Source organism: Escherichia sp. E.sYA108 (assembly GCF_011754335.1).
Taxonomy (GTDB): Bacteria; Pseudomonadota; Gammaproteobacteria; order Enterobacterales; family Enterobacteriaceae; genus Escherichia; species Escherichia coli.
This window is the reverse complement of the sequence record NZ_JAAQVZ010000001.1, coordinates 3,588,183-3,607,704: the sequence shown is the minus strand read 5'-3', so window position 1 is coordinate 3,607,704 and position 19,522 is coordinate 3,588,183. Positions and strand designations below refer to the sequence as shown.

Sequence of the window (19,522 nt, the reverse complement as noted above, 5' to 3'; positions counted from 1 at the left end):
CTGGCGGGCGTGATGATTTATTCAGCGTTTGGCGAACGTATTAGTTCCACATGGCGAGAATCGGCCAGCCAACCAACAGCAGCATAGAGATGTAAATCACCCCGAAGATTGCGCCAAGACGCCAGTAATCTTTTGATTTCACATAGCCACAGCCGTAAATAATCACCCCAGGACCGGTTGCATACGGCGTCAGACAGCCCATGATACCGATAGACAGTACCAGCAGGATACACAGTTGTTCCATTGGTACGCCCGGAATCCCTTTACCGACGGCCAGAATAACCGGCAGCATGGTTGCGGTGTGCGCAGACAGGCTGGCAAACAGGTAGTGTGCAAAGTAGAACACCAGAACCAGTACAATCACCGTTGCGTTTGGTGAGAAGCCTTCCAGGTGTGTACTCATCGTGTTGGCGAACCAGTCGATAAAGCCAGAACGGGTCAGGCCATTCGCCATAACAACCAGCGTTGCCAGGTTGACCAGCGTGTTCCATGCGCTGTTATAGCGAGTAATGTCTTTCCACGGCACAACGTGCAGCGCCAGCATCAGCGAAACTGCCAGCAGACCTACCGCAGTAGCATTAATGACTTCACTGCCAAATACCCACAAACCTAAGCTGAGCAATACAAGGCCAATCAGCGTCCACTCTCTGCGCGTCAGCGCACCCATGGTTTTTAGTTCATCACCCGCCCAGGTTGCCACTTCTTCACTGTGTGTGATTTCCGGTTTGTACAGCACGTAGGAAAGCCACGGCGCAATGATAAGCAAGATAACCCCAACCGGCAGGAAGCAGAGGAACCACTGCAACCAGCTAATCTGGATACCGGCAATTTTGCTGACGAACTCCAGACCCAGCACGTTTGGTGCCGCACCGGTGACAAACATGGACGAACTCAGACTGGTACTAATGACCATCATCCACATCAAATAGCCGCCAATACGACGCGCGGACGGATCGTTCGGGAATGATTTAAACAGCGGCGGCAGGTTTTTAATGACCGGAAAAACCGTACCCCCGGTACGCGCGGTGTTGGACGGTGTAAACGGTGCCAGCAGAATGTCGATAATGACAATCGCATAACCCAACGTCAGCGTGCGTTTGCCCATGAATTTCACCAGGAAAAGGGCAATGCGACGACCTAACCCGGAAACTTCATACCCTAATGCAAAAATAAATGCGCCAAATACCAGCCATACCGTGGTGCTGGAAAAACCAGCCAGACCCCATTTCAGCGCCTGTTTTTGCGCATTAAACGCTGGGTCAGCTAATTCTTTGGCATCAAAGAGCAGGTAATTACTGCCAATAACGCAAATAGTAACCGCAATAAAACTGATCGCCGTTGCCGGAATTGGCTCGAGGATCATGCCGACAATCATTGCCACAAACACTGCAAAGTAATGCCACGCCTGCGGCGGCATACCGTCAGGTACAGGGATAAGAAACATGACACCCATCACCACCAGGGGCGCCAATAATTTCCATATATTATCTTTTGCTAAAGACATACGGGTTCTCCGAAAATTAATATTTCCAAATTTATCAAGTGCTTAAATAATTAAATCTGTGCTAAAAACCAGGTAAGAATCAGCAGGTCGGCACTGCCGCCTGGACTGATATTTCGTTCGATACACTCCCTGTCGAACTGCCGGAGATAATCGAGATCGGCGGGGGTTCGGATGCCCCCATTGTTTAATAATGTTTGCGCCTCGCGCTGTAGCCAGCGCAGGCCCCCCTCGCCACCGCGCGATGCAACGTTGGTATCGCCGTTGGTAGCCATCAGTAGGAGCAAGGTATCGAGCAATGCCAGCTCAGGATCTAACCCCTGATCCAGCAGAGTGAGGTAATGCGGCAAGGCGTGGTTGATCACCAGTGGATAACCCGCTTCGGCTTCACCGCGTGCGCCGGTAAGGCCAAGCTGCTGGTACAACCGTTGACCTGCCGTCAGTTGTGAATTATTGGTACGCAGTTCGCGATCGGTCAGGCCACGGCAGAAACTTGCCGCCGTCGCACAAATTGTTATTGGCGTTACCGACTGGTTGAGTTGAAGCAAACGGCCAATTGCCGCACACAGTAGCCCTAAAGAAAAAATGCTGCCTTTATGCGTGTTTACGCCCGCAGTGGCGCGGAACATATCACCTTCGCAAGCCATACCAATTGGGCGTAATCCGTTGAGTACCGCTTCCGGTGCCATTTCTGCACTACAGGCACCAAATTCAATGAAACGGGGTAACCAGCCCTGAATCGCCAGCGCGCTGCGGTGGAAATCTTCCAGCGCCATATCTTTGTGCGCACCGCAGTTAATGCGATCCACGAGGCCTGGTTTCGGTGACAGGTTGACTTCAGTCAGCATGGCGCGCCAGCCCAGCAGGGCGTACTCATCGATTAATGACGTCGCAAGCTTTGTGGTTTTAGTTGACGTTGCAGGCATCGACATCGTTCAGCAGCGCCTCCATGCGGTTGAGTAAATCGGTCAGTTGATGGGTTTTTCCACGCGCGCAAACAGCTGCGCTTTGCTCGCACAACAGGCAGCGGCGAGGCGGCAGTGAATAATCGCGGCGGGAGAGAATGTCGCCTTCGGGCGTCAGGACATCGATATCCCATAACCGCCCGAGAGGATGACTATGTTCAAGCTCAATGGTGGCGAGCTTGAGGTCGCGAGCCGGGGCGGCAATGCTCAACATGCCCTCCGGCCCGCTGGCGGAAACCAGTGCAGCCTGCTCCTGAATTTGCCAGCCCTGTTTTGCGGCTAAGGCACGCAAGGCTGTCACGCCATGATTAAAAATTCGGCGTGTGACCTCGCTGTCTTTAATCGGCCCAGGCGCAACCACGGTAAAGGAGACCAGTGGAACAGGATGGCGCTTGAGCCAGGCGTGTTGCCGTGCTTGCCTTTCATCCCGGCTGACGAGCAGCTCGGGAATTGACACCGCATGGTGGCTGGCGAGTTCAGGAAGCAGGTGCATGGCTTATTCCTTCACCTGATGCACAACATCGATCACCGAGCCATCGCGGTAACGCACAACGGCAACGACGCGGTCGGTGAATTCAATCGGCTGTGGTTCACCGGTCAGCAGACGCGCACGTTCACGCAGCCACTCAATAGAAACCACTTTGATCCCCGCTTCCTGCAGACGTTCTGCCAGCTCCGGACGTGCCGGGTTAACAGCGATGCCGTGGTCTGTGACCAGAATATCGACACTGGAGCCCGGGGTGATGCAGGTCAGCACGTTATCCACCAGCGTCGGAATACGACCGCGTACCAGCGGCGCGACGATGATGGAAAGCGCAGAAGCAATCGCGGTATCGCAGTGACCACCGGAAGCACCACGCAGTACGCCGTCAGAGCCGGTCAGCACGTTAACGTTGAACTGGGTGTCAATTTCCAGCGCGCTCAGTACCACCACGTCGAGACGATCAACCGCTGCGCCTTTCGACCCCCAGTTAGCGTACTGGTTGGCGCTGATTTCGATGTGATTGGGGTTACGGGCCAGCGATTGCGCAGCATGGCTGTCAAAGCTCTGCACATCCAGCAGTTTGCGGATCAAACCTTTTTCGTGCAGATCAACCATCGTTGCGGTAATACCGCCGAGGGCGAAGTCGGCGCGAATATCGCGGCTACGCATTTTGTCTTCCAGGAAACGGGTTACCGCCAGCGAAGCGCCGCCGGTGCCGGTCTGCATGGAGAAACCTTCTTTGAAGTAGCCAGAGTTAACAATCACATCCGCAGCGCTACGGGCAATAAGCAGTTCGCGCGGGTTAGTGGTCATACGGGTAGCACCAGCGCCGATTTTTGCAGCATCGCCAACGCGATCAACTTTGACGATCAGATCAACCTGATCTTGCTCAATGCTTGCCGGATTATGCGGATAAGGCAGCAGTTCTTCGGTAAGCATCACGACCTGTTTTGCGTTGTCGGCATCAACCATTGCATAGCCGAGGGAGCCGCAGCAGGCTTTACCGGAGTAGCCGTTGGCATTACCGAATTCATCACAGGACGGGACGCCGAGGAAAGCCACATCGATATTCAGTTCGCCGCTCTGTACCAGATGCACACGTCCGCCGTGAGAGTGGATTTGCACCGGTTCCGCCAGCAGACCACGGGAGATTTCTTCCGCCAGTGGACCGCGCAGGCCAGAGGTATAAATGCGGGTAACCACGCCCTGGCGAATGTGTTCTACCAGTGGCGCATGGCAATCACTCAGGGAGCTGGAGGCCAGAGTCAGGTTTTTAAAGCCCATCTTCGCGATGACGTCCATCACCATATTGACGGTCAGGTCACCGCCACGGAAAGCGTGATGGAAGGAAACCGTCATGCCGTCCTGTAAACCAGAGCGACGAATCGCTTCTTCCAGGTTGGCGCACAGTTTGCGATCGCGCGCTTTTTCAGCCTGGTAGGTTTGCTTTGGCGAGTTCTGGAAAGCGGCAAGATCGCATTCAGCGCGACGATTCCAGGCCGCTACCCGTTCTTGTCGTTGAGATTGTTCAATTTTCTGCGTCATTTTGATTGCCTTATTCTTCGCGGATGCCGGAAAGTTCTGCGCGGGAGAGCACCAGACGGGCGCGATCGATAACCGGACCGTCCACCATCTTGCCGTTCAGGGAAACCACGCCGAGGCCTTCGCGAGCGGCGGCTTCAGCGGCTTCTACGACGCGGCGGGCGTGATCCACTTCTTTCTGGGTCGGTGCGTAGAGGTTGTGCAGCAGATCAATCTGACGCGGGTTGATCAGCGATTTGCCGTCAAAGCCCAGCTGTTTGATGTGGGCGGCTTCTTGCAGGAATCCGGCTTCGTTGTTAGCGTCGGAATAGACGGTATCGAACGCCTGAATACCCGCAGAACGCGCGGCCTGCAAAATGGAGCAGCGAGCGAACAGCAGTTCAGTTCCTTCCGGGGAGCGTTCTGTACGCAGGTTGCGCACATAGTCTTCTGCACCGAGGGCGATACCGATCAAACGCTCGGAAGCGTGAGCGATTTCTACCGCGCGGGTAATGCCCAGCGGAGATTCAATCGCCGCCAGCAGGCCGGTACTGCCGGGTTCACGACCACAGGCTTTTTCGATACGCAGGATCTCTTTTTCGATATCCAGAACATCCTGAGCGGTATCGGTTTTCGGCAGACGCACAACGTCCGCACCACCGCGAACGACGGCTTCCAGGTCGTTAACACCCCATTCGGAATCCAGCGCGTTTACACGCACAATGGTTTCAATATCGCGATAAAGCGGATGTTGCAGCGCGTGGTAAACCATGCGGCGGGCGGTGTCTTTTTCACGCAATGCAACGGAGTCTTCGAGGTCAAACATCAGGGCATCAGCCGGGTAGATGAAGGAGTTGCTGACCATCGCGGCATTAGCACCAGGCACAAACAACATACTGCGGCGGGTGCGAGTTTTACGTTGTTGCAGCGAAGCGGAAATCATTGGCAATCCTCCCATGGCAGAGCCGGGATACCGCTGGCGCGTGCCAGCAGGGCTTCCAGTCGTGCACGTAAAATGCAGTCCAGTGCGCCTTTGTCATCGACATTCAGCTGTACGCCGCGCACGTTGTAGCGGGCGAGAACTTCCAGAATGGTGGTGCGAATTGCATCGCCAAACTGTTTCTCAACGCTGCTGTTGATTTGCAGGTCGATATCCTGCGTATCGAGTGGGGCGATGCGTATCATCACATCCCCAGACTCAAGGGTGCCTGCAACGGCGGGCTGGTTTATTTTCATTTTTCACCTGTTTCTCATGCGGGGGTCTTTTGACGAGCTGCCGCGTCCTGGCGGGAGTGCTCAAGCAGGTTCTGCAAATAATGCAGCGTGACTGCAGGGACCAGCGGCGCGATAGCCGTGAGATCGTTTTTTGCCAGCAGTTGACGTACCCGGGAAGCGGATATCGGCATCTCCTGGTAACGCAGCCGCTCAATTTCAACCAGTTCGATGGGCGGTGCGGAGATAGTCGGTGTTTCCAGCCAGTAGCGCATATCCTGGTTGTACTGGGCAGTAACGCGACAAAAGGGTTCAGTACCGACAAAGCGGTGAGTTACACCCAGCGCGGGAGCGAGGTACTGACGGAAAATCTTCAGATCAATTTCGGTGTAACAATGGTTAATGACGCTCTGTTCTTTAATGAAGTAGCAAGGGAACGTAGCGCGGGAGATGATGTATTCGGAGCCGCGATGCACAGTCAGGCGTGGAATATCGGCGGTGCCTTTTAACACCAGATCCAGCCGGTCTTCATAGGGGAAGCGTGAAGAATCTTCTTTGACTAAAAACAGATGCAACCAGTCGCACTGTGCCGCAGCCTGTTGAATCAGATAACGGTGACCATTCGTAAAGGGATTGGCGTTCATCACAATGCAGCCAATCTTGTTCCCTGGATGACGAAATTTTTTCAGCGATTCGGCATAGCGTTTCAGTCGCGTGGCGCTGTTTTCCATCAGCACCATCACGCCGGGTACGCTGGTCAGCGTGGAAAAACCGCACTGGCGGAACAGCGCCTCGTATTCGGTTTTGGTATAAATAAACAGATGCGTGCTATGCCGCTCATAGGCGAGGTTTATCAGTTCAGTGGCTAATGTCAGCGCCAGTCCTTCACCGCGAACGGATTCACTGATAGCAACGCATTTAATAATATTTCCGGCAATTCCACCGCACGCGATAAGCTTTTCATCGCGGGTTACGGTAATAAATACTTCGACTGTGGTGTCAACGCTCAAATCATTTTCATGCAGGAATTGGGCGATTTCCGCCATTTTTTTATTTTCTGAACGTTTTACGCGGGTGAAAATATCATTGCCGAACATAATAAATAGTATCCTGAAGGTGCATGTTGTTATCGATTTGCAACGAATGTTGTTCAATGTTGCAAATTGATAACCTTTTATTTTCACTTGGGAGAAAGGGGGGCGATCGAGGTATATCTTTTTCTCCTTTCGCTATACATCCTAAGGAGTATTTCGGCGTGAAATTTTGATTTATTTCACATAGAGTTAGTGGTTTTTTATTTATTTAATGGTTTTAAGTTTTTTAACTAATGTAATTACGAAATAACCCGCAGGTTTAAGTGATTTAATTGATTTAATGAATAAAATTTGCCACGATCATATTTAATATCTATGTATTTTGATTCAACATTTTAATTACATCCGTCAAAGAGGCTCGGGACAACCCGCAAGGAAAACAATGTTGCAGCTTAAAGAGAATAAACAGTTTGCATTTTTCCAAAGACTGGCATTTCCGCTGCGTATCTTTTTGCTGATTCTGGTGTTCTCAATATTTGTCATTGCAGCCCTGGCGCAATATTTTACAGCCAGTTTTGAGGACTATTTAACGCTTCATGTGCGCGACATGGCAATGAATCAGGCAAAAATTATTGCTTCTAATGACAGTATCATCAGTGCAGTGAAAACGCGTGACTACAAGAGGCTGGCGACCATCGCTGACAAATTACAAAGAGATACTGATTTCGATTATGTGGTGATTGGCGATCGGCACTCGATTCGTCTTTACCATCCTAATCCGGAGAAAATTGGTTATCCTATGCAGTTCACCAAACCGGGCGCGCTGGAGAAAGGGGAGAGCTACTTCATCACCGGGAAAGGGTCAATTGGCATGGCGATGCGTGCCAAAACGCCAATCTTTGATGACGATGGAAAAGTCATCGGCGTGGTGTCGATTGGCTATCTGGTGAGTAAAATCGATAGCTGGCGGGCTGAGTTTTTATTACCGATGGCAGGCGTGTTTGTCGTGCTGTTAGGGATTTTGATGTTGCTGTCGTGGTTCCTGGCCGCGCATATCCGTCGGCAGATGATGGGCATGGAGCCAAAGCAAATCGCTCGCGTAGTCCGTCAGCAAGAGGCGCTGTTTAGTTCGGTTTATGAAGGGCTGATTGCGGTGGATCCGCACGGGTACATTACCGCCATCAATCGTAACGCAAGAAAGATGCTGGGGCTGAGTTCCCCCGGACGGCAATGGTTGGGTAAACCCATTGCTGAAGTGGTCAGGCCCGCCGATTTCTTTACCGAACAGATTGATGAAAAACGTCAGGATGTGGTGGCGAACTTTAACGGTCTGAGCGTTATTGCCAACCGGGAAGCTATTCGTTCTGGCGATGATTTACTGGGGGCCATTATTAGCTTTCGTAGTAAAGACGAAATTTCCACCCTCAATGCGCAACTGACGCAAATTAAACAATACGTCGAGAGCCTTCGTACATTGCGACACGAGCATCTCAATTGGATGTCGACGCTCAATGGTCTGTTGCAGATGAAAGAGTATGATCGCGTGCTGGCGATGGTGCAGGGGGAGTCTCAGGCCCAGCAACAGCTTATTGACAGCCTGCGTGAGGCGTTTGCCGATCGCCAGGTGGCGGGGCTGCTTTTTGGTAAAGTGCAGCGCGCCCGCGAACTGGGGCTAAAAATGGTCATCGTCCCCGGTAGCCAGCTTTCGCAACTGCCGCCAGGACTGGACAGCACCGAGTTTGCAGCCATTGTTGGCAATTTACTTGATAACGCCTTCGAAGCAAGCCTGCGTAGCGATGAAGGAAACAAGAGCGTTGAATTATTCCTCAGCGATGAAGGCGATGATGTGGTGATTGAAGTCGCCGATCAGGGCTGCGGCGTTCCAGAGTCTCTACGAGACAAAATATTTGAGCAGGGTGTCAGTACGCGTGCTGACGAGCCCGGTGAACATGGCATTGGGTTGTACTTGATTGCCAGCTACGTAACGCGCTGCGGTGGTGTTATCACTCTCGAAGATAATGATCCCTGCGGTACCTTATTTTCAATCTATATTCCGAAAGTGAAACCTAATGACAGCTCCATTAACCCTATTGATCGTTGAGGACGAAACGCCGCTGGCAGAGATGCATGCGGAATATATTCGTCACATTCCCGGATTCAGTCAGATATTACTGGCGGGAAACCTGGCGCAGGCCCGAATGATGATCGAGCGTTTTAAGCCGGGGCTAATCTTGCTCGATAACTATCTTCCTGACGGTAGAGGGATTAATTTACTGCATGAACTGGTGCAGGCGCATTATCCCGGCGACGTGGTGTTTACCACTGCAGCCAGCGATATGGAAACGGTGTCTGAAGCCGTACGTTGTGGTGTATTTGATTATCTCATTAAGCCCATTGCCTATGAACGGTTGGGGCAAACGCTAACCCGTTTCCGCCAGCGTAAACATATGCTGGAAAGTATTGATAGCGCCAGCCAGAAGCAAATTGATGAGATGTTTAATGCCTATGCTCGCGGTGAACCCAAAGACGAACTGCCGACCGGCATTGACCCCTTGACGCTAAACGCGGTGCGAAAACTGTTCAAAGAGCCTGGTGTGCAACATACGGCAGAAACGGTGGCGCAGGCACTGACCATCAGCCGCACCACTGCCAGGCGTTATCTTGAATATTGCGCCAGCCGCCATCTGATTATTGCTGAAATTGTTCACGGCAAAGTTGGCAGACCGCAACGCATATACCACAGTGGGTGACATGATAAAGCCGGAGGAAACTTGCCTCCGGCATTACTATTTACTTGCCTGTGACCGCTGCTGCCGTTCCTGGCACCATCAGCTCTGTAGCAACGATAACAATCACCAAACCAACAAGCACCGGCACCGAGGTGCGTTTTACGACTTCAAACGGCGAGATCTTCGCCATCCCGGCAACCGCAACGACTACGCCAGAAACGGGTGATAGGGTACGACCCAGGTTTGACGCCTGCAGCATCGGGATAGTCAAATACGCCGGGTTAATGCCGGAGGAGTGCGCCAGTTTCGGGATCATCTCAACAAACGCATAAAACGGCGCATTGCCTGAACCGGTCGTGACTGCCGCCAGCATTGTCAGGATCACCAATACCAGCATCAGGATGATACTCGCCGAACCAAACGAGGTAGCGATAGAAATCAGACTTTGAATAAAGCCGATGGTGCTAAGCCCCTGAGCGAATACCCCAGCGGCAACCAGCAGCATCACCACGTTAGCAAATGCATCTGCCATACCGCGATAAGCCACTTCCAGACCAGAGAAAACTTTCTGGGTATTAAAGCTGCGGATGAACTCCAGAATGGAGGCAATTAGCATACAAATCACCAGAATAGTGATGATGTGTAATTGCGGACCCCATTTGCCGTCAAAAATCAGTACTCCGATGATCGGCGTGAACGGCAAAATGGCATAAAACGCAGGGGCAGTGGTGGTGATTTCACTGACATCTAACATTTCATGAGAGATGTGCTCTTTTTTATCCAGATAACGTTGCCAGAAGAAGTGGGCGATCGCCATGCCGATAATTGCAGCAATTGAGATAGGCAGCGTTGTTTTGAAGGCGAAGTCAATCAGCGACATTTCGGAAGCCTGCGCCGCCAGCACCACATCCCCTGAAGTCGGTGCGAGAATAATCGCCGCCGGGGAGGCACAAATGGCAGCAGCTGCGCCACGACTGATACCAACGTTTACCATCACCGGAAACAGGGTTGCCATCAGCAAAACACCCAGACCGGTTGCGGAAGAGACGGCCAGTGACATCAGACAGGCAACAAAATAGGCGGCAATCATCAGAAGGTAAGGGGAGTTAATATACTGCAATGGTTTTGACGCCAGCTTGACCACCATATCATTCGCGCCGATATGGGTCATGTAAGCGGCAAAGCCACACAGCATCATAATCATCATGCCGAGGTCGCCGCCGCGGCTCATTAGCAATATTTTAACGTATTCAACGATATCCGTGGCGCTGTAGCCTGTTGAAGCCTGGCTGGACGGTAACACTTTGTGCCCCATAATGGCACTGATAATCAGCAATAACAGGCCACCGACAAATAACACGCCAGTGGCAGAATACCCTTTAATGATGTAGCGAGCTACACCCACAATAACCACAACCCCAATAAGGAGTTCAATGAATGTCAGCATAATTTTTCCTGTCTCCAGGCCCCAAAGTAAATAATAAAAAATTCCTAAAAGTTAAGGAAAAAATATGCCCAATAAATTGGCGGTGAATGCTGATTAAAATCAAGAAAAACTGCCATTAAGACATTGAAGTTGCTGTTTTTATACGTAGATAACAAAACGCATATTTAGCGGTTGGCAAATATCACATAATAATGTGTGTAAATTGATGGTGGATTGATGCAAATTTGTTAATTGTAAGGTGTTAGCTGCGGTTGTGTGCTCAAAAAATAATCTTCCATGAGCATGAGTTGACGATACATAATATATTTTTCGTTAAGATATTTTTTATATCTTATTAAAAAATAAAGTAATTTTTATCGGTTGTATTTTGTTATCAGAAACGACTTGGTTTTTCTTTTATGACTATTCCCATCGCAGAAAACGATGCGTCGTCTTTAATCGATGCGCGGAAATATTTATCTTGAACTAGCGGAAATAAATAGGGCAGCTATTCATATTATTCTTCATGTTGGGGCTATTGAGGTTATGTTAATTGTAGCTTTGCTATGTTAGTAGTAGATTTTTGATAAATGTTTAATGGTCACAAATGAACGTGAGTAAATATGTCGCTATATTTTTCTTTGTTTTTATTCAGTTAATCAGTGTTGGTAAAGTTTTTGCTAACGCTGATGAGTGGATGACAACGTTTAGAGAAAATATTGCACAAACCTGGCAACAGCCAGAACATTATGATTTATATATTCCTGCCATCACCTGGCATGCACGTTTTGCTTACGACAAAGAAAAAACCGATCGCTATAACGAGCGACCGTGGGGCGGCGGTTTTGGTCAGTCGCGTTGGGATGAAAAAGGAAACTGGCATGGCCTGTATGCCATGGCATTTAAGGACTCGTGGAACAAATGGGAACCGATTGCCGGATACGGATGGGAAAGTACCTGGCGACCGCTGGCGGATGAAAATTTTCATTTAGGCCTGGGATTTACCGCTGGCGTAACGGCGCGCGATAACTGGAATTACATCCCTCTTCCGGTTCTACTGCCATTGGCCTCTGTGGGGTATGGCCCCGCGACGTTTCAGATGACCTACATTCCGGGTACCTACAACAATGGCAATGTGTACTTTGCCTGGATGCGCTTTCAGTTTTGAGACAAATGAAGTTTTAGTAAATCCTTTAAAATCAACCAGTAAAATAATTAACATCAAAAATAACGCGACTTTTATCACTTTTTAGTAAAGTTGCACTGGACAAAGCGTACCACAATTGGTGTACTGGTAACCGACACAGCATTTGTGTCTATTTTTCATGTAAAGGTAATTTTGATGTCTAAGATTAAAGGTAACGTTAAGTGGTTTAATGAGTCCAAAGGATTCGGTTTCATTACTCCGGAAGACGGCAGCAAAGACGTGTTCGTACACTTCTCTGCAATCCAGACTAATGGTTTTAAAACTCTTGCTGAAGGTCAGCGCGTAGAGTTCGAAATCACTAACGGTGCCAAAGGCCCTTCTGCTGCAAACGTAATCGCTCTGTAAGATACGTCAGCAAGAATTCAAAACCCGCTTAATCAGCGGGTTTTTTTTGGTTTTTAGTGTGCGGTTGAGGCCGAAAACAGCCAGAAAGCCAGTGCGGTCATAGCAAAAGACCCCAAAAGATTGACGAAAACGTTCAGTAACGCCCAGCCAAAGCGGCCCTCTTGTAACAAAAACACCACTTCTGCCGAAAATGTTGAGAAGGTTGTTAGACCGCCACAAAATCCGGTGGTGATTAATACTTTCCACACTGGATCAATGTTCGTCATCCTGCTGAACCAGGCGAATCCCATTCCTATGATGAATGCCCCAATCAGGTTTGCTGCCAGCGTCCCCAACGGAATCGCCTGATGCAGCGGGTTAAATCGCATACTTAACAGCCATCTCGCCACGCTTCCCGTACCACCGCCAATAAAAACTGCTAAAAGAAGTTGTAACACTGCAAAATCCTGCTATTTGATTTGTATGAGTGATAAGTGTAACGCCGAATAATCGCCGTTGGCGAATTTTACGACTCTGACAGGAGGTGGCAATGCTGGTTGCCGCAGGACAGTTTGCTGTTACATCTGTGTGGGAAAAGAACGCTGAGATTTGTGCCTCGTTGATGGCGCAGGCGGCGGAAAACGAGGTTTCGCTGTTTGTCCTGCCGGAAGCATTACTGGCGCGTGATGATCATGATGCGGATCTTTCGGTTAAATCAGCACAGCTGCTGGAAGGCGAATTCCTCGACCGTTTACGGCGAGAAAGTAAACGTAACATGATGACGACAATTCTGACGATTCATGTTCCTTCAACACCGGGGCGCGCGTGGAATATGCTGGTGGCGCTACAGGCAGGAAACATCGTCGCCCGTTATGCCAAACTGCATCTCTATGATGCATTTGCCATTCAGGAATCACGCCATGTTGATGCTGGTAATGAAATAGCTCCGTTACTGGAGGTGGAAGGGATGAAGGTCGGTCTGATGACCTGTTATGACTTACGCTTTCCAGAGCTGGCGCTGGCACAGGCATTACAGGGAGCTGAAATCCTGGTACTTCCTGCCGCCTGGGTTCGTGGGCCGCTCAAAGAGCATCACTGGTCAACGTTGCTTGCCGCTCGTGCGCTGGATACCACCTGTTATATGGTGGCGGCGGGGGAGTGCGGGAATAAAAATATCGGGCAAAGCCGGATTATAGATCCCTTTGGCGTCACCATTGCGGCAGCGTCAGAAATGCCTGCACTCATTATGGCGGAAGTGACGCCCGAACGTGTGCGTCAGGTACGCGCGCAACTGCCCGTCTTAAACAACCGTCGCTTTGCGCCGCCGCAATTATTATGATGTTTTTTTACTCGGCGCTTGATTCACCTTGTTACAGATTGCTATTGTGTGCGCGCGTCGAATGACCGTTAATATTCTCTGGTTTTTAAGGCGCGTTCTGTTGCCGGTTATATGTCAAGAAGGTATCTATGGGTGAGATTAGTATTACCAAACTGCTGGTAGTTGCGGCGCTGGTCGTTCTGCTGTTTGGGACTAAGAAGTTACGTACGCTGGGCGGAGACCTTGGAGCGGCCATTAAAGGGTTCAAGAAGGCGATGAATGATGACGATGCTGCGGCGAAAAAAGGCGCAGACGTTGATCTTCAGGCTGAAAAGCTCTCTCATAAAGAGTGACGTGGCGAGCAGGACGCTCCCTCAATATCTTGTTCGATACAAAAACCCGCTTCAAAAAGCGGGTTTTTTATCAGACAGATGTAAGTAATTATTACAGGATTACTTAACTTCCATCCCTTTCGCCTGCAAATCGGCGTGGTAAGAAGAGCGGACAAACGGACCGCATGCAGCATGGGTAAAGCCCATCGCCAGCGCTTCGGCTTTCATTTCGTCGAACTCATCCGGGCTAACGTAACGTTGAACCGGCAGGTGATGGCGGCTTGGCTGCAAATATTGCCCCAGCGTTAGCATCGTCACACCATGACGGCGCAGGTCGCGCATTACCTCAATAATTTCTTCATTGGTTTCACCCAGTCCCACCATCAGACCAGACTTGGTCGGTATTTCCGGATGCGCTTCTTTAAAGCGTTCCAGCAGCTTAAGCGACCAGTTGTAATCTGCACCAGGCCGTACCTGACGGTAAATACGCGGTACGTTTTCCAGGTTATGGTTGAACACATCTGGTGGCGTTGCAGTCAGAATATCCAGAGCACGATCCATACGACCGCGGAAATCCGGCACCAGAGTTTCAATTTTGATTTGCGGGCTTTTTTCCCGAATGGCAGTAATGCAATCCGCAAAGTGCTGGGCACCGCCATCGCGCAGGTCATCACGGTCAACGGAGGTGATAACCACATAACGCAGCGCCATATCGGCAATGGTCTGCGCCAGTTTCACTGGTTCATTGGCATCAGGAGCTACCGGGCGACCGTGGGCAACGTCACAGAACGGGCAACGGCGGGTACAAATAGCGCCGAGGATCATAAACGTTGCTGTGCCGTGGTTAAAGCATTCCGCCAGGTTAGGGCAGGAGGCTTCCTCGCAGACAGAATGCAGGCCATTTTTGCGCATTGCGGCTTTGATGCCCTGGATACGTGTAGAGTCCGCTGGAAGCTTGATTTTCATCCATTCCGGCTTGCGCAGCAGGGCTTCGCGCTCTGTTGCCACGTTTTTAACCGGGATAAGGGCCATCTTATCGGCATCGCGGTATTTAACACCGCGTTCCATCACAATGGGTTTACTCATAGCGTGCGTGTTCCAGTTGCGAATTACGAAGGAAAGCGTTTCAATTCAATAGATTGTTGTAATTATCAACTATTTTTGAATTAACGACTGGCAGTATATCATTGAAACGGACCTGAAAGCAGCCAAAGCGGTCGCGAAAATGTAAAATTGTTGTTGGATTGTGCCATTTTATCGTTCTGCGCTGTGATCTGGCTGTAACAATACTTTTTCAAAATGCATTACGGATAACATCTATGGTCCTGTGCAAAACATGTTATCGGTGATGAGATCGGTTTGAAACTGACTGAGTTGGTTTTCCGCGCCGCTGATGGGCGGGTTGCGCAGTAAAAGCTGTGGATAGTGAGTTTTAATCGCCCGATAGATGACAGGAAGGACCAGGGCTCCGACCGAGGGGGGGCAGATTAAGCACTTTCGCTGCATTAACGATTCCTTTATGGACATATGCAACTTCAAAATAGTCAGAAGAGTAAGATCAATATTTCGTAAGGTTGTAAATATTTGTGGTTTACCTTCTGACGATTTTCTACTTAAACAGGGTTCAATTTGATTATTACTATCCACGCACTTACTCAAATTTTATTCATGGAAAAATAATATTTATAAAAATCACAATAATCTTATGTCTAATTGGGACGGAACGCTTTTGCTCACCATGGTAATTATTTCAATGAGTTAACCAATTGGGTGAGCTACGGAGCAAGGCGTAGCATCGCATTTCTGCAAGTGATAAAGAAAATATACAAACGCGAAGGAGATGTAAAGCATTAGCAGGTATTATGAGTAATGACCCAGTGTAAATTGGGCCATTGATGTATGGAATTAAGCGGTAATATATTCGAAGTCAGGATTGTTTAGTAGCGCTAAAATATTTTCCAGTAAACGTGGTGCAATATTATTAGTCGTCGCTTCGGGTTTCCATTGTGATATTTTAGCCATTTCCATTCCTGCATACCCACAAGGATTAATACGTAAAAATGGTGAAAGATCCATATTGACGTTTAATGCCAGACCGTGGAATGAACAACCGCGTCGAATACGTAAACCCAGTGAGCAAATTTTCTTTTCCCCGACATAGACACCAGGCGCGTCAGCCCGAGGATGCGCTTCTATACCCAGTTCAGCCAGGGTATTCACCACTGTTTGCTCAAGCAAGGTCACCAGTTCACGCACACCGAGTTTACGGCGTTTCAGGTTAAGCAACACATACATCACCTGTTGCCCCGGCCCGTGATAAGTCACCTGCCCACCGCGATCGCTCTGGATCACCGGAATATCACCCGGCATTAAAATATGCTCCGCCTTTCCTGCCTGCCCTTGGGTGAATACCGGATAGTGCTCGACCAGCCAGATTTCATCAAGGGTACTATCATCGCGGGTATCGGTGAATTCATGCATAGCCTGGGAGATTGGCTCGTAAGGCTGAAGACCGAGCTGGCGGACAAGAATTTTATCCTGATACAAAACGGCATCTCCGTGGAGAATGAGTAAAAGTGGGGGAAAAGTATATCACAGCGAGGAGAGGGGAGTTACCCGACCAGGAGCCGGGTAACGGAGAAGCGAGTTACAGAACCATGCGGACAATATCGATTTTGCCCAGTTCTTCATACAGTGTTTCAACCTGCTCGATATGAGTGGCGTTGATAGTGATAGATACCGAGTGGTAGTTGCCTTTGCTGCTTGGTTTTACCGTTGGGGTGTAGTCACCTGGCGCATGGCGCTGTACCACTTCAACCACCTGATCAACCAGCTCAGGTAACGCCTGCCCCATAACTTTGTAAGTAAAAGGAGTAGGGAATTCAAGCAGTTCGTTAAGTTTGGTTTTCATGTCAGCTCCGGCGTAACGTAATTAAATAGCAACTCCCGCCAGAAGGCGGGAGTTTTTTACTGATGCTTAGTATATGGGGACGGAAATTACACTTTCAAGTGTTCAATTTTTAACCAAACCAGTGATGGAACATTAATTTAATGTAATCAATGATTTTGCCGAAGAAGTTACCTTCCGGTATTTCTTGCAGCACAACCAGCGGGCGTTGTTCGATCGTTTTGCCATCAAGCTGGAAGTTGATAGTTCCGACGACCTGATTCTTTTGCAGCGGCGCATGCAATTCACTGCTGTTCAGCACATAGCTGGCTTTCAGATCTTTCATGCGACCACGCGGAATGGTCAGGTACACGTCTTTATCAACCCCTAACGAAGCGCGATCAGAATCACCAAACCAAACCGGTTCAGAGGCGAACTCTTTACCTACTTTCAGTGGGTTAACGGTTTCGAAGAAACGGAAGCCCCAGGTTAGCAATTTTTTACTTTCGGCTTCACGGCCTTTAAAAGTACGTCCGCCCATCACCGCAGAGATCAAGCGCATCTGGCCTTCAGTCGCAGAAGCAACAAGGTTGTACCCTGCTTTGTCAGTGTGTCCGGTTTTGATGCCGTCGACATTCAGGCTGTTATCCCATAACAGGCCGTTACGGTTCAGCTGGCGAATACCGTTAAACGTAAATTCTTTTTCTTTATAGATCGAGTATTCATTCGGTACGTCACGGATCAACGCCTGGCCGATCAGCGCCATATCTCGCGCGGAGCTGTACTGACCATCAGCATCCAGACCGTGTACCGTCTGGAAGTGGGTATTTTTCAGGCCCAGGGCGTTAACGTAGCTGTTCATCAAGCCAACAAAAGCGTCCTGGCTACCAGCGGCAAAATCGGCCATGGCGACACAAGCATCGTTACCCGATTGCAGGTTAATACCGCGGATCAGCTGAGAAACCGGAACCTGCATGCCCGGTTTGAGGAACATCAGCGAAGAACCTTTAAACACCGGGTTACCGGTGGCCCATGCGTCGTTGCCGATAGTGACTAAATCAGTTTCTTTAAATTTACCGGCTTTCATTGCCTGGCCGATAACGTAACTGGTCATCATTTTGGTCAGGCTGGCAGGATCGCGGCGGACATCAGCGTTCTGTTCGGCGAGTACTTTGCCGGAGTTGTAGTCAATCAGGATGTAGGACTCCGCGTCGATCTGCGGTACACCCGGGATCATGGTTTTGATATTCAGGTCATCGGCATGTGCAGCAGAGATAAAGGCTGTGCAAAGAGCCGTGGTGAGCGCCAGGCGCTTCATGATACGAGCGGAAAAAATGGTATTCATGGTCTGAACTACGACATCCGTGATGGAATTAAAAAAAGTGCCCTACTATAGCAAATGCACTACCGGCAGGCATCTGACTTTCCGCGTGACTTTGTTAACGTCATTTACAGAAATTGACACATCAGATGCCTGCTTTACGCTACTGCGCGGTGGTAATAAATGACTGTAATTGGGCTTCGGTTTGCAAACGTTGCTGCAAGGTACTGGCTTCGGCTTTGCTGGCGAATGGGCCAAGCTGGATCCGCCAGACCGCGCCATTTTGAGTTACGCGACCGGGGACGCCGAACTTCTGTCCCAGTTGCTGTTGGTACTGTTGCGCACGAGCCTGATCGCTAACGGCCCCGACTTGCACCATAAAGTTGCCGCTGGCGCTTTGCGAGGCGGCTTGCGGTGTCACCATTGCAGGTGAGGTTGCAGGCGTTGTCGACGGAGCTGTAACAACGGGCTGTGGCGCAGGCGTCGGTTCGCTGCCTTCCAGTACACCAGGCGCTAAGGTCGTTGGTGCGCCGAGGAAACCGCTGCTGGTTACCGGCGCGCCGGTCGGATCTTCGCTTTTTAGCGTCGAATTACTGACCGGAAGAATGTCACCCTGCGGGACAGGCACTGAACTTGTTCCCGCGCCACCGCTTAAATCGGGAGGTGCTGGCAGGGCGTAAGCCTGTTTGGCGACTGTGGTACAAGCCATACCAGGACCAGAAAGCGAACCATCCTGGGCGACAATAATCGGATCGATACGAACTTTGGTGTTGTTTGACGTGTTAAGACGGTCAGCTGCCGCGCGAGAAAGCGAAATCACGCGGTCGTTGCCATAAGGGCCGCGATCATTAATGCGCACCACGATCATTCGCCCGTTAGCCAGGTTAGTGATTCTGGCGTAGCTGGGGATTGGAAGCGTTGGATGGGCCGCCGTCAACTGTGTCGGATCGAAAGCTTCGCCAGAGGCCGTCAGGTTACTGCCGGGTTCGGCATCATAGATTGCCGCCAGTCCCGCCTGGCTAAATCGAGACGGATCCTGCACGATTTTGTAGCTTTTACCGTCGCGCTGGTAATCCTGATTTGCCGTCGCGTTCAGTGGTTCGAAACGCGGGTCTGCCCCGCTAATTTCAACTATGGGGCCGTTACATACCGCAGGCTGCGGTACACTTACCGTCTGTTGCTGACCATCATCGCTTGTACATGCCGCGAGCATTCCTGCCGCGATGCAGATCCCGAGCCACTGCTTACGCATTGCGCACCT

At 50.2% G+C, this 19,522-nt stretch carries 20 protein-coding genes and 1 pseudogene; 6 read left to right on the top strand and 15 right to left on the bottom strand.

Annotation, left to right across the window (positions count from 1 at the left end; all coding sequences use genetic code 11):
• Nucleotides 1-40: 40 nt before the first annotated feature.
• From citT to citC, 7 genes are read right to left on the bottom strand one after another with little or no spacing between them, the layout of a single operon-like run.
• Complete coding sequence (citT, locus tag HBM92_RS17400; RefSeq protein ID WP_000050328.1) at nt 41-1,504, bottom strand: citrate/succinate antiporter CitT; 1,464 nt, start codon at nt 1,502-1,504, stop codon at nt 41-43.
• Between the two features lie 50 nt (nt 1,505-1,554).
• Nucleotides 1,555-2,433, bottom strand: coding sequence for a triphosphoribosyl-dephospho-CoA synthase CitG (gene citG, locus HBM92_RS17395; RefSeq protein WP_000062478.1), 879 nt, complete (start codon nt 2,431-2,433; stop codon nt 1,555-1,557).
• A complete protein-coding gene (citX, locus tag HBM92_RS17390) occupies nt 2,408-2,959 on the bottom strand; it encodes a citrate lyase holo-[acyl-carrier protein] synthase (protein ID WP_000550407.1) in 552 nt (183 codons plus the stop codon). The genes citG and citX overlap by 26 nt, the downstream gene beginning before the upstream one ends.
• 3 nt (nt 2,960-2,962) lie before the next feature.
• Nucleotides 2,963-4,495, bottom strand: coding sequence for a citrate lyase subunit alpha (gene citF / locus HBM92_RS17385; RefSeq protein ID WP_000192238.1), 1,533 nt, complete (start codon nt 4,493-4,495; stop codon nt 2,963-2,965).
• Nucleotides 4,496-4,505: 10 nt separating this feature from the next.
• Nucleotides 4,506-5,414: a citrate (pro-3S)-lyase subunit beta gene (gene citE / locus HBM92_RS17380; protein ID WP_000622357.1), complete on the bottom strand. Its 909-nt coding sequence runs from the start codon at nt 5,412-5,414 to the stop codon at nt 4,506-4,508.
• A complete protein-coding gene (gene citD, locus HBM92_RS17375; protein ID WP_000700706.1) occupies nt 5,411-5,707 on the bottom strand; it encodes a citrate lyase acyl carrier protein in 297 nt (98 codons plus the stop codon). Before citD ends, citE begins: the two co-directional genes overlap by 4 nt.
• A 14-nt stretch (nt 5,708-5,721) precedes the next feature.
• Nucleotides 5,722-6,780, bottom strand: a complete 1,059-nt coding sequence (citC, locus tag HBM92_RS17370; RefSeq protein WP_000467705.1) for a [citrate (pro-3S)-lyase] ligase — start codon at nt 6,778-6,780, stop codon at nt 5,722-5,724.
• A gap of 379 nt (nt 6,781-7,159) precedes the next feature.
• On the opposite strand from citC, the gene dpiB reads away from it, so the two are divergent.
• Together dpiB and dpiA are read left to right on the top strand one after the other, a co-directional pair.
• Nucleotides 7,160-8,818 carry a sensor histidine kinase DpiB gene (gene dpiB / locus HBM92_RS17365; RefSeq protein ID WP_001304809.1) on the top strand — a complete coding sequence of 553 codons (1,659 nt, stop codon included), beginning with the start codon at nt 7,160-7,162 and terminating at the stop codon, nt 8,816-8,818.
• Entirely contained in the window at nt 8,787-9,467 is a 681-nt protein-coding gene (gene dpiA / locus HBM92_RS17360) for a two-component response regulator DpiA (protein WP_000126500.1), read from the top strand. Before dpiB ends, dpiA begins: the two co-directional genes overlap by 32 nt.
• 40 nt (nt 9,468-9,507) lie before the next feature.
• Here dpiA and dcuC read toward each other — a convergent pair whose 3' ends face one another.
• Nucleotides 9,508-10,893 carry an anaerobic C4-dicarboxylate transporter DcuC gene (dcuC, locus tag HBM92_RS17355; protein WP_000955057.1) on the bottom strand — a complete coding sequence of 462 codons (1,386 nt, stop codon included), beginning with the start codon at nt 10,891-10,893 and terminating at the stop codon, nt 9,508-9,510.
• A 586-nt stretch (nt 10,894-11,479) separates the two neighbouring features.
• On the opposite strand from dcuC, the gene pagP reads away from it, so the two are divergent.
• Nucleotides 11,480-12,040, top strand: coding sequence for a lipid IV(A) palmitoyltransferase PagP (gene pagP, locus HBM92_RS17350; protein ID WP_001103088.1), 561 nt, complete (start codon nt 11,480-11,482; stop codon nt 12,038-12,040).
• A gap of 174 nt (nt 12,041-12,214) precedes the next feature.
• Nucleotides 12,215-12,424, top strand: coding sequence for a transcription antiterminator/RNA stability regulator CspE (cspE, locus tag HBM92_RS17345; RefSeq protein ID WP_000034825.1), 210 nt, complete (start codon nt 12,215-12,217; stop codon nt 12,422-12,424).
• A gap of 53 nt (nt 12,425-12,477) precedes the next feature.
• Here the strand turns inward: cspE and crcB are convergent, their stop codons facing one another.
• The gene (crcB, locus tag HBM92_RS17340; RefSeq protein ID WP_000939738.1) at nt 12,478-12,861 is read right to left on the bottom strand and encodes a fluoride efflux transporter CrcB; all 384 of its coding nucleotides are present in this window, start codon (nt 12,859-12,861) and stop codon (nt 12,478-12,480) included.
• 92 nt (nt 12,862-12,953) lie between these two features.
• Between crcB and HBM92_RS17335 the strand changes: the two genes are divergently transcribed.
• Both HBM92_RS17335 and tatE read left to right on the top strand, forming a co-directional pair.
• The gene (locus tag HBM92_RS17335) at nt 12,954-13,742 is read left to right on the top strand and encodes a deaminated glutathione amidase (protein WP_001304807.1); all 789 of its coding nucleotides are present in this window, start codon (nt 12,954-12,956) and stop codon (nt 13,740-13,742) included.
• A gap of 128 nt (nt 13,743-13,870) precedes the next feature.
• The gene (tatE, locus tag HBM92_RS17330) at nt 13,871-14,074 is read left to right on the top strand and encodes a twin-arginine translocase subunit TatE (protein WP_000503931.1); all 204 of its coding nucleotides are present in this window, start codon (nt 13,871-13,873) and stop codon (nt 14,072-14,074) included.
• Between the two features lie 99 nt (nt 14,075-14,173).
• On the opposite strand, the gene lipA is transcribed toward tatE, so the two are convergent.
• The 6 genes and pseudogenes from lipA to rlpA form a co-directional block, all read right to left on the bottom strand.
• A complete protein-coding gene (lipA, locus tag HBM92_RS17325) occupies nt 14,174-15,139 on the bottom strand; it encodes a lipoyl synthase (RefSeq protein ID WP_000042632.1) in 966 nt (321 codons plus the stop codon).
• A gap of 240 nt (nt 15,140-15,379) precedes the next feature.
• Nucleotides 15,380-15,700 (bottom strand): annotated as a pseudogene (locus HBM92_RS17320) (LysR family transcriptional regulator); the annotation flags it as partial.
• Between the two features lie 258 nt (nt 15,701-15,958).
• Nucleotides 15,959-16,600, bottom strand: coding sequence for a lipoyl(octanoyl) transferase LipB (gene lipB, locus HBM92_RS17315; RefSeq protein WP_000284027.1), 642 nt, complete (start codon nt 16,598-16,600; stop codon nt 15,959-15,961).
• A gap of 100 nt (nt 16,601-16,700) precedes the next feature.
• On the bottom strand, nt 16,701-16,964 hold the full coding sequence (gene ybeD, locus HBM92_RS17310) for a DUF493 family protein YbeD (protein WP_000850550.1): 264 nt from the start codon (nt 16,962-16,964) through the stop codon (nt 16,701-16,703).
• A 109-nt stretch (nt 16,965-17,073) separates the two neighbouring features.
• On the bottom strand, nt 17,074-18,285 hold the full coding sequence (gene dacA, locus HBM92_RS17305; RefSeq protein ID WP_001092082.1) for a D-alanyl-D-alanine carboxypeptidase DacA: 1,212 nt from the start codon (nt 18,283-18,285) through the stop codon (nt 17,074-17,076).
• A 139-nt stretch (nt 18,286-18,424) separates the two neighbouring features.
• Complete coding sequence (gene rlpA / locus HBM92_RS17300) at nt 18,425-19,513, bottom strand: endolytic peptidoglycan transglycosylase RlpA (RefSeq protein ID WP_001231412.1); 1,089 nt, start codon at nt 19,511-19,513, stop codon at nt 18,425-18,427.
• Nucleotides 19,514-19,522 lie beyond the last annotated feature (9 nt).

Excerpts from the sequence above, each read along its gene's own strand:
- tatE (WP_000503931.1), top strand. The coding sequence starts at position 13,871 with ATGGGTGAGATTAGTATTACCAAACTGCTGGTAGTTGCGGCGCTGGTC.
- citF (WP_000192238.1), bottom strand. The coding sequence starts at position 4,495 with ATGACGCAGAAAATTGAACAATCTCAACGACAAGAACGGGTAGCGGCC.
- citG (WP_000062478.1), bottom strand. The coding sequence starts at position 2,433 with ATGTCGATGCCTGCAACGTCAACTAAAACCACAAAGCTTGCGACGTCA.
- citT (WP_000050328.1), bottom strand. The coding sequence starts at position 1,504 with ATGTCTTTAGCAAAAGATAATATATGGAAATTATTGGCGCCCCTGGTG.
- lipA (WP_000042632.1), bottom strand. The coding sequence starts at position 15,139 with ATGAGTAAACCCATTGTGATGGAACGCGGTGTTAAATACCGCGATGCC.
- citE (WP_000622357.1), bottom strand. The coding sequence starts at position 5,414 with ATGATTTCCGCTTCGCTGCAACAACGTAAAACTCGCACCCGCCGCAGT.
- HBM92_RS17335 (WP_001304807.1), top strand. The coding sequence starts at position 12,954 with ATGCTGGTTGCCGCAGGACAGTTTGCTGTTACATCTGTGTGGGAAAAG.
- ybeD (WP_000850550.1), bottom strand. The coding sequence starts at position 16,964 with ATGAAAACCAAACTTAACGAACTGCTTGAATTCCCTACTCCTTTTACT.
- dpiB (WP_001304809.1), top strand. The coding sequence starts at position 7,160 with ATGTTGCAGCTTAAAGAGAATAAACAGTTTGCATTTTTCCAAAGACTG.
- rlpA (WP_001231412.1), bottom strand. The coding sequence starts at position 19,513 with ATGCGTAAGCAGTGGCTCGGGATCTGCATCGCGGCAGGAATGCTCGCG.
- dacA (WP_001092082.1), bottom strand. The coding sequence starts at position 18,285 with ATGAATACCATTTTTTCCGCTCGTATCATGAAGCGCCTGGCGCTCACC.
- dpiA (WP_000126500.1), top strand. The coding sequence starts at position 8,787 with ATGACAGCTCCATTAACCCTATTGATCGTTGAGGACGAAACGCCGCTG.
- pagP (WP_001103088.1), top strand. The coding sequence starts at position 11,480 with ATGAACGTGAGTAAATATGTCGCTATATTTTTCTTTGTTTTTATTCAG.
- citD (WP_000700706.1), bottom strand. The coding sequence starts at position 5,707 with ATGAAAATAAACCAGCCCGCCGTTGCAGGCACCCTTGAGTCTGGGGAT.
- citC (WP_000467705.1), bottom strand. The coding sequence starts at position 6,780 with ATGTTCGGCAATGATATTTTCACCCGCGTAAAACGTTCAGAAAATAAA.
- citX (WP_000550407.1), bottom strand. The coding sequence starts at position 2,959 with ATGCACCTGCTTCCTGAACTCGCCAGCCACCATGCGGTGTCAATTCCC.
- cspE (WP_000034825.1), top strand. The coding sequence starts at position 12,215 with ATGTCTAAGATTAAAGGTAACGTTAAGTGGTTTAATGAGTCCAAAGGA.
- dcuC (WP_000955057.1), bottom strand. The coding sequence starts at position 10,893 with ATGCTGACATTCATTGAACTCCTTATTGGGGTTGTGGTTATTGTGGGT.